Here is a 13,986-nt window from a genome sequence, read left to right as displayed (position 1 = left end):
TAGTTTCGGGTGCCCGAACTTTCAAAGTTAGGGTGACCTGAATCCCATTCCGCGTAGTGGCGACCAGGGCTGATCCGCACCCTGCGGAGCAGTCAGGAACCCTCGGCCATACGCCTACGCGCCTCTATCCGCTCGGCACGACGACGCAGCATATCCTCGCGCTTGGCACGCATTTCCGATGTCACCTCGAAACGTTCACCGAACTCCGATAGATCATCGGGCCCGACCCCCTCATCGGGGACGATCTTGCGCAGCAGCGGCTCGGGCAGCCCGCGCTTCTTCCACTCCCGCGGATAGCCGACCGACACCTCGTCGAACTTCACACCGTCGTACCAGGTGGTGCGCGGGATGTGCAGGTGCCCGTAGACACAGCACACCGCATTGAACCGGGTGTGCCAGTCCGCGGTCAGCTCGCTGCCGCACCACAACGCGAACTCCGGATACGTCAGCACGTCGGTCGGTTCCCGGCGCAGCGGCCAATGGTTGATCAGAACCGTCTTCTCGTTCGGGTCGAGCGCTTCGAGCCGCAGGCGGGTGGCCTCGATCCGGGCCCGGCACCAGGCATCGCGCGTTGGGAACGGTTCGGGTGAGAGCAGGAACTCGTCGGTGGCCACCACATTGCGTTCCCGCGCCAGCGCCAGCGCCGACAGCGCCGTCGTGGTGCCCTCGGGCCGGAAGGTGTAGTCGTAGAGCAGGAACATCGGCACCACCCGGACCGGGGGTTTCCCGTTGCCCGGATCGAACAGCGGGTAGATGTCCTCGGGGGTGATCACCCCGATGTCCCGGCACGCCTGCACGAGGTAGTCGTAGCGGGCCACCCCGAACACCTGCCGGGGGTCCCGGCTGGTGGTGTACAGCTCATGATTGCCCGGAACCCAGATGACGGTGTGGAACTTCAGCTTCAGCCGGCGCAGGGTGTCGATGATGTCGTCGGTGCGTTCGGCCACATCACCGGCCACGATCAGCCAGTCCCCCGATTCCTGGGACCGGATCTTGTCGACGATCTCCTCGTTTCCACGATGCCCGACATGCAGATCACTGATCGCCCACAGAGTAGCCACGAAGATCCATAGTGCCAGAGTCGGCATCCCGGCCCGCGGGTCAGCGTTTGAAGTAGGTGTTGCCGTTGCCGCTGTCGGTGAGTGTGGCGGTGCTGGGCCAGTAGGTGATGGTGTTGCCGTCCCCGGACACCGACAGCCGTTCCACGCCGCCCAGGATCACCTTGTTGCCGTCGCCGCTGACCAGCACCGAGGTACACATGCCGAGCAGGGTGATGGCGTTGGCGTCCCCGCTGATCAGGATCGCCTTGCGGCCGCACGTACGCACCACGACGCTGTGGTCCTGACTGATCGTCGGGCCCTGGAAATAGTCGGGCGAGCCACCGCCGGAATCGTCGTCCGACGAGTCCTGCTGATCGTCGTCGGCTGCCGGCGCGTTCTCCGGGCCGGGCGTCTCGGTGACCGTGACGGTCTCGGCGCCGATCACCTTGTCCAGCTCGTCACAGCCGGCGAGTGCCACCGCGAGCAGGCTCACGCCCGCGACCACCCATACCTTCGCCGGTCTCACCGTCGTCCTCCGCTCCGGCGCGCCGCATCATCACGCCACGCGCAGTATCCCACGAGTAACCCACGTCTCGATCAGATCACCGCCCCGACGCCTACCCGTTGCCAACGGCCACCGACGAACCGCCACGTCACCGCGACCAGGCGCAGCACCATCAACGCCACCAACCCCGACCAGATACCCGCCAGGCCCCAGTCCAGCAGCAACGACAACCAGATCAGCGGCAAGAACCCGCACAGCGCCGAGAACAACGTCGCGGTCCGCAAGAAGGCCGCGTCACCGGCACCGAGCAACACACCGTCGAGGGCGAATACGACCGCGGCGATCGGCAGCATCCCCACCAGGAACCACCACGGTACGGTCATCGCCTCGCGCACCTGGTCGTCGGAGCTGAACAGGCCCGGGATGACACCCGCGCCCAGCACGAACACCGCGCCCACCAGCGCCGCGATCGCGAGCGCCACCACTACAGTGCGCCGGGCGACGGTGACCGCCACCCCGACCGCGCCCGCCCCGAGCGCCGCACCGACCAGCGACTGCGCGGCGATCGCCACCGAATCCAGCAGCAGCGACACGAAATCCCACACCTGAACGGTCACCTGATGCGCCGCGACCGAGGCGATCCCGAACCGGGCCGCGACCGCCGTCGCGGACACGAAACACACCTGGAACGACAGGCTGCGCAGGATCAGGTCACGGGCCATCAGCAACTGCGACCTGATGATCGCCGCATCCGGGCGCAACGAAACCCACCACGAGACCCCGGCGGACATCCGCGGGTCCCGCACCTCGCGCACCAACCGGATCACGAACAGCGTCCCGGTGATGGATTGACCCACCACGTTGGCCACGGCACTGCCGATCAGACCCAGATCCGGGAACCGGCCGACGCCGTGCACCAGACCGACCACCCCGATCGCCCCGATCGACAATCCGCACAGCACGAACACCACCGGGCGGCGGGTGTCCTGCACGCCCCGCATCCAGCCGTTGCCCGCCATCGAGGCCAGGATCAGCGGCACTCCGAACACGGCCACCCGCAGCCACGTGGTGGCCTCGTCCACGACCTCGGCCGAGCCCTCCTCGCCGGATCCGACGAGCGCCCCCATCACGGCCGGCGCCAGCGGATACGCCAGGGCCACCAGCACCACCCCGACACCGAAGGCAACCCACGTCGCCTGCACCCCCTCGCGGACCGCCCCGGCCCGGTCACCGGCACCGAAGCGCCGCGCCGACCGTGCCGTGGTGCCGTACGAAAGGAAGGTGAGCTGGGTGCTGATGGTGGCCAGCACCAGGGTTCCGACGCCGAGCGCGGCGAGTTCACGGCCGCCGAGCTGCCCGACGACGGCCAGGTCGAGCAACAGATACAGCGGTGGCGCCACCAATACGAGCAGTGCGGAGACCGCCAGCACCGCGATCCGGCGCACCCCGGTGCCGGAATCCGGTCTGCCCGAATCCCGGCTGTTCGGGCCCGGGGTATCGGAACCCCCGGGTAGTCCGGTCAGAGGGACTCCAGGAATCGCTTCACCACGTCGGCGGCAGGCCCACTGTCGCTGTAGCCGGCGGCACGCCGATGCCCACCGCCGCCGTGCGCACCCGCCAGCGGAACGAGGTCGACCTTGTCCTTGGCCCGCAACGACACCGCCCACTTCCCCGGGGCGGTCTCCTTGAACACCGCGGCCACCTCGGCCTCCTCGGCGACGCGCAACACATCGATGATGCTCTCCACGTCCGCCCAACCCACCGGGCCCAGCATGTCATGGGCGACAACCGCATAGATCACTCCGCGGCCGGCGCACGCCCGCGCGTCGAACCGGGCGCCGTCGAGAACCTTGGACACCAGCGACAACCAGGACACCGGATGCGTGTCGAGCAGGGCACGGCTCCATACCGAACCGTCTACCCCCGCATCCAGGAGCCTGGCACCGACCCGCAGTGACTCCGGACGCGCCCACTTGAACGATCCGGTATCGGTGATCAGGCCCGCGTACACACACGTCGCGATGTCGGCGTCGATCTCGATACCGAGCGCATCAAGGATCTGCAGCACCAATGTGGCGGTGCAGTCCGCCGACGGATCGATCAGGTTGAGCGCGCCGAAACCACCGTTGGACACGTGATGGTCGACGACGACACTGCGCTCGGCACGTTCGAAAACGGCACCGAGGTCACCGAGTCTGCCCAGGGTGGCGGCATCGACCGAGACCACCACCGGATGACCGATCACCTCGTCGGCCGGAACCACCAGACCCGCCCCGGGCAGCGCTGTCAACGTTTGCGGCAACGTCTCCTTTCCGGGGAAGGACACCTCCACCTCGGCGCCGCGCCGGGACAGCCCCAGCCCCAGCGCCAGTCCGCTGCCGATGGTGTCGGGATCGGGCCGGACGTGGCACAGAATCGTCACGGCCGGCGCATCCCCCAACACCTGGGCAACATGTTGCGGTGTGCACCGGTTCACGTGTCCGGACCGTCCTCGTCGTCGTCATCGCGCCGGTACGGATCGGCCTCGCCCGCCGGCTGTGCCCCTGCCGCCTGCTGCGCGACGGCCAGATCGTTGGCCCGGGCACGGGCGACGAGTTCTTCCATGTGACGGGCGGCGTCGGGCACCGAGTCGCGCACGAAGGCCAGTGTGGGGGTGAACCGGACCCCCGTCCCGGCGCCCACCTTGGAGCGCAGGATGCCGGTGGCCTTGGCCAGCCCGGCGGCGGCCTCGGCGTAGTCCGGCGGCGAATCGATCGACTCACCCATCACCGTGTAGAACAGGGTCGCCTCGTGTAGGTCGTTGGTGACGCGCGCGTCGGTGATGGTGACGTGCGCCAGCCGCGGATCCTTGATGTCGTGCGCTATCGCCGACGCGACGATCGAGGAGATCCGTTTGGCCAGACGTTGGGCCCGTGCGGGGTCAGCCATTGCTCACGTCCTTTCTCAATTCAAAGTACTACTCCCCCTTGGGTTGGTCCGCGCAACGCCAACAGCCGTGGCACAAACACTGTCCGAAGGGGGAGGTAGCCGGGGGGTACGACCGCGACGCACAGCGATCCCTGCAGGATCGGCGGTGCGTCGCGGAGCGGAGATCAGTCTCGTGGCTTCTCGCGCAGCTCGTACGTTTCGATGACGTCGTCGACCTTGATGTCGCTGTAGGTGAGCGTGAGACCACACTCGTACCCTTCGCGCACCTCGGTCGCATCGTCCTTCTCCCGCTTGAGCGAGGAGATCGTCAGGTTCTCGGCGACCACCACGTTGTCGCGCAGCAGACGCGCCTTGGCGTTGCGGCGCATGATGCCCGACTGGACCAGACAGCCGGCGATGTTGCCGACCTTGGACGACTTGAAGATGGCGCGAATCTCGGCGCGGCCGAGTTCCGCCTCTTCGTAGATCGGCTTGAGCATGCCCTTGAGCGCGCTCTCGATCTCGTCGATGGCCTGGTAGATCACCGAGTAGTACCGGATGTCGACGCCCTCGCGGTTCGCCAGTTCGGTCGCCTTGCCCTCGGCACGGACGTTGAAGCCGATGATGATGGCATCCGAGGCCGCCGCCAGGTTGACGTTGGTCTCGGTGACACCGCCCACGCCACGGTCGATGATCCGCAACGAGACCTCGTCGTCCATCTCGATCCCGAGCAGCGCCTCTTCGAGCGCCTCGACGGTACCCGAGTTGTCGCCCTTGAGGATGAGGTTGAGCTGGCTGGTCTCCTTGAGAGCCGAATCCAGATCTTCCAGGCTGATGCGCTTGCGGCTGCGTGCGGCCAGCGCGTTGCGCTTGCGCGCGTTGCGCCGGTCGGCGATCTGCCGGGCGATCCGATCCTCTTCGACGACCAGGAGGTTGTCGCCCGCGCCGGGCACCGACGTGAAGCCGACGACCTGCACCGGACGCGACGGGGTGGCCTCGGCGACGTCGTCGCCGTGCTCGTCGACCATGCGCCGGACGCGTCCGTAGGCATCGCCGGCGACGATCGAATCGCCCACCTTCAGCGTTCCTCGCTGAACCAGGACAGTGGCCACCGGGCCACGGCCGCGGTCCAGGTGCGCCTCGATGGCCACACCCTGTGCGTCCATGTCGGGGTTGGCACGCAGATCGAGCGAGGCATCGGCGGTCAGCAGCACCGCTTCGAGCAGTGCCTCGATGTTGGTGCCCTGCTTGGCCGAGATGTCGACGAACATGGTGTCTCCGCCGTACTCCTCGGGCACCAGACCGTACTCGGTGAGCTGGCCGCGGATCTTCTCCGGCTGCGCACCCTCCTTGTCGATCTTGTTGACCGCCACGACGATCGGCACGTCGGCCGCCTGCGCGTGGTTGATGGCCTCCACCGTCTGCGGCATCACGCCGTCATCGGCGGCCACCACGACGATCGCGATGTCGGTGGCCTTGGCACCACGGGCACGCATGGCGGTGAACGCCTCGTGACCGGGGGTGTCGATGAAGGTGATGAGGCGGTCTTCGCCGTTGAGGTGGGTGTTGACCTGGTAGGCACCGATGTGCTGGGTGATGCCGCCGGCCTCGCCCTCGCGGACGTTGGCCTTACGGATCGTGTCGAGCAGTCGGGTCTTACCGTGGTCGACGTGACCCATCACGGTCACCACCGGCGGACGCTGTTCGAGATCTTCCTCGCCGCCCTCGTCCTCGCCGTAGGTGAGGTCGAAGCTCTCGAGCAGCTCACGGTCCTCGTCCTCAGGGCTGACGACCTGGACGGTGTAGTTCATCTCACCGCCGAGCAGCTCGAGCGTCTCATCGTTCACCGACTCGGTGGCCGTGACCATCTCGCCGAGATTGAACAACGCCTGGACCAGCGATGCCGGGTTGGCGCCGATCTTGTCGGCGAAGTCCGACAGCGAGGCGCCGCGGGCGAGCCGGATGGTCTCGCCGTTGCCGCGGGGCAGCCGCACACCGCCGACCGCGGGTGCCTGCATCGAGTCGTATTCTTGCCGCTTCTGACGCTTGGACTTGCGGCCCCGGCGGGGGGCACCGCCCGGACGCCCGAAGGCACCCGCGGCACCGCCGCGACCACGGCCACCACCACCGCCGCCACCACCACCACCGGGGCGACCACGGAAACCACCGCCGGCGGGAGCACCACCGGGTGCGCCGGTGCCGGTACCGCCACCTCGATAGCCACCACCGCCACCGGCGCCACCACGGCCGGCACCGGGACCACCGCGGCCGGGACGACCGGCATCGGGGCGGGCGGCACGGCTGGGCATGGCACCGGGATTCGGGCGCGGAGGCATGTTGCCCGGGTTGGGGCGGGGACCGCCCTGACCCGGGGCGGGCCGGGGACCGCCCTGACCGGGACGTGCCTGGGCACCCGGACGACCACCACCGGGGCGGGGACCGCCCTGGCCGGGACCCGGGCGGGGACCGGCGGGCCGCGGCGCGGGCGCCGGAGCCGACGAATAGGGGTTGTTGCCCACGCGCGGAGCACGCGGACCGGGCTTCGGTCCGGGACGCGGGCCGGAACCAGGTCGCGGTGCGCCACCGTCACGCGGTGCCGACGGCGCGGGTGCCTGGGGCGCCCGGCGCGGAGGCCGCGGCGGGCTTTGGTGCGGCCGGACGCGGCCGGCCCGGCTTGGGGCCGGATCCCTGCTGCGGTGCCGGCTGCCCGGCGTCGGCGGGTGCCGGAGCACCAGCCGCGGCCGCAGGAGCGGGCGCGGCGGGCCTGGGTGCGCCGGGTCGCGGACCGGCCGGTGCCGGCTTCGCGGATGTGGGGGCTGCCGCCGCCGGCGCCGCCGACGGACGGGGTGCGCCTGGTTTGGGCGCACCGGTGGGCCGGGGCTTGGCGGACGAACTTGTGTCCTTGCCACCGGCCTGGGGGAATGACTCGCGAAGTCGGCGGGCCACCGGGGCCTCCACTGTCGACGACGCGGATTTGACGAACTCGCCCTGCTCCTTCAGACGTTCGAGCACCTGTTTGCTCGTCACGCCGAGTTCTTTGGCCAATTCGTGCACGCGGGCCTTGCCTGCCACTGCTCTCCTCACTTGGAGGCCGAGCGGCTTGCCCGCTACAGCCTCGTGGTTACGTCCGATACGTGCTCATCGTGGGTACTTCACGGTGTGCTCATGTCTTCTGCTGCCTGTCTTTGATCGTTGATCTCCCCGACCAACTCGCGGAGATCACTGTGGGTCACGGCTATGCCGTGGGCCCGTAGTGCCGGTCCGAAGGCCTTGCGGCGCAGCGCGCGGGAGATGCAATCCTCTCGCGCGTGCAACCAGGCGCCCCGCCCGGGCATGGTTCGCGCCATGTCGACGACCACCGTCGTTCTGCCGGCAACCGCACCGGAATCGGTACCGGCCACCAACCGAACCAGGGCTGTCGCGGCATCGCGCTGCCGACATCCGACGCAGGTACGTACCGGTGCCTCGGATAGCGTTCGTGGAACCATCGATCAGTCTAGCGCGCCGTGGGCCGATCGGGAGAATCGGCCCACGATCGGCCGTGTGCGGCCCGTCACGCCGGCGCCTCGCCGACGGGATCGGCGTCGGACCGGATGTCGATCCGCCACCCGGTCAGCCGGGCGGCGAGCCGCGCGTTCTGCCCTTCCTTGCCGATCGCCAGCGACAACTGATAGTCGGGCACGATAACCCGGGCGGCCTTGAGCTCCAGATCGATGACCGTCACCGATACAACCTTTGCCGGGGACAGCGCATTCCCGACGAACACGGCCGGATCCTCGTCGAAGTCGATGATGTCTATCTTCTCACCGCCCAATTCGCTCATCACGTTGCGCACCCGCTGCCCCATCGGCCCGATGCACGCCCCCTTCGCGTTGAGGCCGCCGACCTTGGTGTGTACGGCGATCTTCGACCTATGGCCGGCCTCACGCGCGACCGCGACGATCTCGACCGAGCCGTCCTCGATCTCGGGCACCTCAAGGGCGAACAGCTTGCGCACCAGGTTGGGGTGGGTGCGCGACAGCGTGATCTGAGTGCCACGCGTACCGCGGGTGACCCCGACCACGTAGCACTTGACGCGGTCGCCGTGCTTGAGCCGCTCACCGGGAACCTGCTCGGCCTTGGGGATCACGCCTTCGACGGGGTTGGCGTCACTGCCGATCGCCACGACGATCATCTCGCGGGCGTTGGCGCGGGCATCGGCCTGCACCACACCACCGACGATCTCACCCTCGTGGGTGGCGAACTCGCCGAAAGTCTTCTCGCTCTCGGCATCACGCAGTCGTTGCAGGATGACCTGGCGGGCCGTGGTCGCCGCGATACGCCCGAAGTCGTCGGGGGTGTCGTCCCATTCCTCGGATATCTCGCCGTTCGGCCCGAATTCGTGCGCCATGACCCGCACCTCACCGGATTTGCGGTCGATGTCGATGCGCGCGTGCGGGGCCGGGTGGGCGGTGTGCTTGTACGCGGTCAGCAGCGCGGTCTCGATCGTGGTGATCACGGTATCGATCGGGATGCCTTTGTCGGCCTCGATCATGCGCAGGGCGCTGATGTCGATATGCATGGGCTGCTCCTATTCACTTGTCTGGCTGGTTACGGTCGTCGTCTTCTCGCGCATCGGTTCACCCACGCCCCTGGCGGCGTTCGGCAATCTGCTCCTCGTCGAACCCGCAGAGTTCGAGCTCCCTCACCGAGGGCAGGGAAAAATCGACCTGGACAACGGCTTTCGCGATCGAGGCGAGTTCGATCGTGCGGCTGTGGATGCGGCCGCGCTCATTGATGACCAGGGTCACGGTGTCGTCGTCGAGAGCTCCGGCCCTGCCGGTCACCCGCGGCGCGTCCTGATCGGCCAGGTCCACGGCCACCTTGCGCCCGCACGCGCGGCGCCAATGCCGGGCGGTGGTCAGCGGCCGGTCGACGCCGGGTGAGCCCACCTCCAGCTCGTAGGGTTCACCGGGCACGTCGGGGTCGGCGTCGAGGACGGTGGAGATCTCGCGACTCAGGGCGGCGATCTCGTCGAGGTCGTTGGCGCCGTCGCGGTCGACGGTGATCGTGACCTCGCGGCGAACGTCGGACCGGTCACCGGGCTCGGGCCACCGGACGCTGACGCCCTCCAGGTCGTAGCCGTGAGCGGCGGCGACCGGTTCGACGAGTGTGGTGATGTGCGCTGCCAGCGTCTGTGAGGGAGGGGTGATCTGCACGGCGGTCGAACTCCTCGTCTTCAGTTGTCGGCGACGGCGCGTGGACTCACGCGGGACACGCGGTCATCCGGCTGCCGAGGCATGGTAGCCGGGGGAACCGCAATGATAGCAATCGCGCACCACAAAACCCATTTCACCGGTTGCTGGCATCATGTGTCGGGTGCCCACCCTCCTGATGTCCGACACACCGATGTCCGACACACCGCAGCCGGGCCGCCCGGTTCCGTCGTCCCGCCCGGTCCTGTCCCGGCGTTCGGCGATCCGTGGCGGCCTGACCGTCACGGCTGTCGCCGTCACCGCCGGTTCACTGGCCGCCTGCGACAACGGCCCGTCCGCCGAGCAGCTGACGGCCGAGGCACTGGTGCCGCTGGCCGACGCCGCCCATGCCGACGCCGGCGCGGCGCGCACGCTGAGCGTCTCCGACACCGACTACGCCGCGGCGCTGAAGATCGTCGCCGATCAGCGGACCGAGCATGCGAGGGCGCTGACCGAGGAGATCACCCGTCTGCACCAGGACACCGCGACCCGGATCGTGACCGAACCGGCGACGGGCGGTGCGGCCTCTGTCGAGGAGTTGCGTACCCGACTCACCGCGTCGGGCCGGACGGCGGGCAAGGTCGCGCTCGGCGAGAACGGCTACGTGGCCGGGCTCGCCGGCGCCGTGAGTGCCTCACTGGTATCGATCGTCGAGGTGGCACTGGCCGAATGAGCACCACCACCGATGCATTGAGGACGGTCGTGGCCGCCGAGCACGCGGCCCTGTTCACCTACGGCGTGATCACCGCGTTCACCACCTCCACCCGCCGCAGGACGGTCGATGAGTTCGGCGCCGAGCACCGCGCCGCACGGGACACCGCCGCCGATGCCATGCGGTCGGCCGATGCCACCCCGCCCGACCAGGAGCCCGGCTACACGCTGCCGGTCGAGGTCACCGACCCGACCTCGGCGGCGACGGTGGCGCTGGCCGCCGAAACCGACTGCGCCCTCGCCTACCGGGCACTGCTGGAGCAGGCCGACTCCACCGCCGCCCGGCGGATCGGTCTGGACGGACTCACCGCCTCGGCCACGCGGGCCGCCCAATGGCGGGCCGCACTCAAACAGTCGCCGTATACCGTCGCGTTTCCGGGCTCGGAGTAGCGTTCGGCGCACCCGACACCAGATGGACCGTCGTCGCGATCATCGCGCCGCGCACGGCTGTCGGCTTCGTCACCTCGACAGCGCGCCTGTCCTCACATCTCACGACGCGGACGGCCGCGGCGACGGATCGGCGCCGCCTGGCGGGGAGTCCGCCCGGCGGCGTCGAGTGCGCGTCGTAGCAGGACCTCGATCTGAGCGTTGACACTACGCAGGTCATCGGCCGCCCATCGAGCAAGTGCCTCGTAGACCGCGGGGTCGATCCGGAGCGGAACAGATTTGCGAACGGCCCGGTGTTCCCCCTTGTCCGGGGGTTCGTCCGGCCGCCCGGAATCAGCACTGCCCGACGACATCAGGCGTACAGGCTGCCGGTGTTCACGATCGGTGTCGCGCGGCTGTCCCCGCATAGGACGACCAGCAGATTGGACACCATCGCGGCGCGACGCTCGTCATCGAGGACCACCACATCCTCGGACTCGAGTCTGGCCAGGGCGCTCTGCACGAGTCCGACTGCGCCGTCGACGATCTTCTCGCGTGCGGCGAGCAGCGCCGATGCCTGTTGACGCTGCAGCATGGCCTGGGCTATCTCAGGGGCATAGGCGAGCGAGGAGATGCGGGTCTCGATGATCTCCAGCCCGGCCGGCGAGGCCCGATCGGCAACCTGTTCGGCGAGTTCGGCCGCCACCTCGTCGGTGGATCCGCGCAGCGACGTGGTGCCGTGACCGGCGTCGTCGTCGTAGGGATGGGCGGTGGTGACCTGCCGGAGCGCCGATTCGGCCTGCGTGCCGATGAACTCCTCGTAGTCCTCGACACCGAAGGTGGCCTTGGCGGTGTCGGCAACCTGCCAGACGATGATCGCGGCGACGTGGACGGGGTTGCCCACGGCGTCGTTGACCTTGAGTTCGGCGGTCTCGAAGTTTCGCACGCGCGCCGAGACCCTGCGTCGGGTGGTCAACGGTGGAACCAGTCCGAGACCCGACTGCCGTACGGTGCCCACATAGCGGCCGAACAACTGCACCACGAAGGTATGCCCGGGTGCGAGCACGACGATCATCGAGAGTCCGACCAGCGCGGCCACCAGCAGGATCGTCGCGGGCACCACCAGCACGGGCAGCGCCGCGGTCACAGCCAACACGATGCAGACGGCTCCGAGTCCGATGGCGATCACCGCTGCGGCGATCACACCGAGTGCGGCCCCGGTTCCGGCATACCAGCTCGGCCGTTCGGACACTTCGACCTGCGCACCTTCATGCCCGACCGGTACGAATTCGGTGGTCATCAGCACAACCCCCTAAAGTGATATCAGTTTTAAAAGTGATATCACTTTAGATGCCTCGCCGTCCACTCCGTGCCAAAAGCGCGCCTATCCGCGGACGATCGCCGCAATCGCCGCCGCGGCACCGTCGACAGGCATCTCGCGGGCCTCGCCGGTGAACCGGTCGCGGACCTCGACCACTCCGTTGGCGAAGCCACGGCCGACCACCACCGTGGTCGGCACACCGAGCAATTCGGCGTCCTTGAACTTCACCCCGGGCGAAGCCTTACGGTCATCGAGCACCACCGACAAGGACTGCGTGTCGAGTTCGGCGGCCAGCGCCTCGGCACCGTCGATCGCCGCGGCATCCTTGTTGGCGATCACCACATGCACGTCGAACGGGGTGACCTCACGCGGCCAGCGCAGGCCCTTGTCGTCGTGACATTGCTCGGCTATCACCGCGACCAGTCGCGACACCCCGACACCGTACGAACCCATGGTGAGCCGCACCGGTTTGCCGTTCTCCCCGAGCACATCCACCTCGAACGCGTCGGTGTACTTGCGGCCGAGTTGGAAGATGTGCCCGATCTCGATGCCCTTCGCCGCGGTCAGCACTCCGCGACCGTCCGGCGACAGGTCACCATCGCGGACCTCCGCGGCCTCGATGGTGCCGGTGGGTGTGAAGTCACGGCCGACCACCAGATCCACCACATGCCTGTTCGGCTGGTCGGCGCCGGTGATCCAGCGGGTGCCGACCACCACCCGCGGATCGACCAGATATCGCAGACCGTTGTCCAGCAACGCATTCGGCCCAACGTATCCCTTCACCAGGAATGGATTGGCGGCGAAATCCTCCTCGGTGAGCAGGTCCACCGACGCCGGTTCCACCGACGCCTCCAGGCGCTTCATGTCCACTTCACGGTCGCCGGGCACACCGATACCCACGATTTCGGGTTCGCCGCCGGGCAGGTGAATCTTCACCAGCACGTTCTTGAGCGTGTCGGCGGCGGTGACCTCGCGGTCGAGGGCGTCGTTGGCCCAGTCCACGAGGGTGGCAATGGTCGGGGTGTTCTCGGTGTCGTACACCTGCGCGGCCGGTGCGTCGTCGAACGGGATCGGTTCGGGTGCCGGTGTCACCACCGCCTCCACGTTGGCGGCGTAGCCGGATTCGACGCACCGCACGAAGGTGTCCTCGCCCACCGCACTCTCGGCCAGGAACTCCTCCGAGGCGCTGCCACCCATCGCTCCCGAGGTCGCCGCCACGATGACGTACTTGACACCGAGCCGGTCGAAGATTCTCCGGTACGCCTCACGGTGCAGCCCGTAGGCCGTCTCGAGACCGTTGTCATCGAGGTCGAACGAGTACGAGTCCTTCATCACGAACTCACGCCCGCGCAGGATGCCGGCGCGGGGACGTTCCTCGTCGCGGTACTTGGTCTGAACCTGGTACAGGATCACCGGAAGATCCTTGTACGAGGAGTACTCGCCCTTGACCAGTTGGGTGAACAGTTCCTCGTGGGTGGGGCCCAGAACCATATCGGAGCCCTTGCGGTCCTTCAGGCGGAACAGGTTGTCGCCGTACTCGGTCCACCGGTTGGTGGTCTCGTACGGTTCACGCGGGAGCAGGGCGGGCAGCAGGATCTCCTGCGCGCCGATGGCGTTCATCTCCTCGCGGACCACCTGTTCGACGGCCCGCAGCACCCGCAGACCCAGCGGCAGCCAGCTGTACACGCCCGGCGCGGCGCGGCGGACATAGCCCGCACGCACGAGCAGTTTGTGGCTGGGCACCTCGGCGTCGGCCGGATCGTCGCGCAGCGTTCGCAGAAACAGGGTCGACATGCGTGTTATCACAAAGAGTCAGCTTAGGCCATCGCCGCCACCGCTTTTCCCGTCCGTCGACGACGCGAACCCTGTCCGGGGAGCCGACGGCCGGTCCCGTTATCGTGT

The 13,986-nt window shown here is 68.3% G+C and carries 13 protein-coding genes and 1 pseudogene; 2 read left to right on the top strand and 12 right to left on the bottom strand.

Annotation, left to right across the window (positions count from 1 at the left end):
- Window positions 1-92: 92 nt before the first annotated feature.
- From GII31_RS09415 to rimP, 9 genes and pseudogenes are all read right to left on the bottom strand, one after another.
- The gene (locus tag GII31_RS09415; RefSeq protein WP_213248953.1) at window positions 93-1,061 is read right to left on the bottom strand and encodes a metallophosphoesterase family protein; all 969 of its coding nucleotides are present in this window, start codon (window positions 1,059-1,061) and stop codon (window positions 93-95) included.
- Window positions 1,062-1,101: 40 nt separating this feature from the next.
- Window positions 1,102-1,566 carry a DUF3060 domain-containing protein gene (locus tag GII31_RS09410; protein ID WP_213248951.1) on the bottom strand — a complete coding sequence of 155 codons (465 nt, stop codon included), beginning with the start codon at window positions 1,564-1,566 and terminating at the stop codon, window positions 1,102-1,104.
- Between the two features lie 71 nt (window positions 1,567-1,637).
- The gene (locus GII31_RS09405) at window positions 1,638-2,990 is read right to left on the bottom strand and encodes an MATE family efflux transporter (protein WP_213248949.1); all 1,353 of its coding nucleotides are present in this window, start codon (window positions 2,988-2,990) and stop codon (window positions 1,638-1,640) included.
- Between the two features lie 74 nt (window positions 2,991-3,064).
- On the bottom strand, window positions 3,065-4,021 hold the full coding sequence (locus GII31_RS09400) for a DHH family phosphoesterase (RefSeq protein ID WP_213248947.1): 957 nt from the start codon (window positions 4,019-4,021) through the stop codon (window positions 3,065-3,067).
- Window positions 4,018-4,473, bottom strand: a complete 456-nt coding sequence (gene rbfA / locus GII31_RS09395) for a 30S ribosome-binding factor RbfA (protein WP_213248945.1) — start codon at window positions 4,471-4,473, stop codon at window positions 4,018-4,020. The genes GII31_RS09400 and rbfA overlap by 4 nt, the downstream gene beginning before the upstream one ends.
- Window positions 4,474-4,637: 164 nt before the next feature.
- Window positions 4,638-7,524: pseudogene (infB, locus tag GII31_RS09390) on the bottom strand (translation initiation factor IF-2).
- An 80-nt stretch (window positions 7,525-7,604) separates the two neighbouring features.
- Window positions 7,605-7,940 carry a YlxR family protein gene (locus GII31_RS09385; protein WP_213248941.1) on the bottom strand — a complete coding sequence of 112 codons (336 nt, stop codon included), beginning with the start codon at window positions 7,938-7,940 and terminating at the stop codon, window positions 7,605-7,607.
- A 65-nt stretch (window positions 7,941-8,005) separates the two neighbouring features.
- Window positions 8,006-9,013, bottom strand: a complete 1,008-nt coding sequence (gene nusA, locus GII31_RS09380) for a transcription termination factor NusA (RefSeq protein WP_213248939.1) — start codon at window positions 9,011-9,013, stop codon at window positions 8,006-8,008.
- A 58-nt stretch (window positions 9,014-9,071) separates the two neighbouring features.
- Window positions 9,072-9,650: a ribosome maturation factor RimP gene (gene rimP / locus GII31_RS09375; protein WP_213248937.1), complete on the bottom strand. Its 579-nt coding sequence runs from the start codon at window positions 9,648-9,650 to the stop codon at window positions 9,072-9,074.
- A 160-nt stretch (window positions 9,651-9,810) separates the two neighbouring features.
- On the opposite strand from rimP, the gene GII31_RS09370 reads away from it, so the two are divergent.
- A complete protein-coding gene (locus GII31_RS09370; protein ID WP_246222184.1) occupies window positions 9,811-10,359 on the top strand; it encodes a hypothetical protein in 549 nt (182 codons plus the stop codon).
- Window positions 10,356-10,787, top strand: a complete 432-nt coding sequence (locus tag GII31_RS09365) for a ferritin-like domain-containing protein (RefSeq protein WP_213248935.1) — start codon at window positions 10,356-10,358, stop codon at window positions 10,785-10,787. Before GII31_RS09370 ends, GII31_RS09365 begins: the two co-directional genes overlap by 4 nt.
- A 92-nt stretch (window positions 10,788-10,879) precedes the next feature.
- Here the strand turns inward: GII31_RS09365 and GII31_RS09360 are convergent, their stop codons facing one another.
- The 3 genes from GII31_RS09360 to GII31_RS09350 all read right to left on the bottom strand — a co-directional run bounded on the left by GII31_RS09360 (window position 10,880) and on the right by GII31_RS09350 (window position 13,878).
- On the bottom strand, window positions 10,880-11,137 hold the full coding sequence (locus tag GII31_RS09360; RefSeq protein ID WP_213250928.1) for a hypothetical protein: 258 nt from the start codon (window positions 11,135-11,137) through the stop codon (window positions 10,880-10,882).
- Window positions 11,137-12,063, bottom strand: a complete 927-nt coding sequence (locus GII31_RS09355) for an SPFH domain-containing protein (RefSeq protein ID WP_213248932.1) — start codon at window positions 12,061-12,063, stop codon at window positions 11,137-11,139. The genes GII31_RS09360 and GII31_RS09355 overlap by 1 nt, the downstream gene beginning before the upstream one ends.
- 84 nt (window positions 12,064-12,147) lie before the next feature.
- Window positions 12,148-13,878 (bottom strand): proline--tRNA ligase, encoded by a 1,731-nt coding sequence (locus GII31_RS09350; RefSeq protein WP_213248930.1) that lies wholly within the window; start codon window positions 13,876-13,878, stop codon window positions 12,148-12,150.
- Window positions 13,879-13,986: the final 108 nt, after the last annotated feature.

This window comes from Gordonia pseudamarae, from assembly GCF_025273675.1.
GTDB lineage: Bacteria > Actinomycetota > Actinomycetes > Mycobacteriales > Mycobacteriaceae > Gordonia > Gordonia pseudamarae.
The sequence above is the reverse complement of the archived record's forward strand: the minus strand, read 5'-3'. Positions and strand labels throughout refer to the sequence as shown.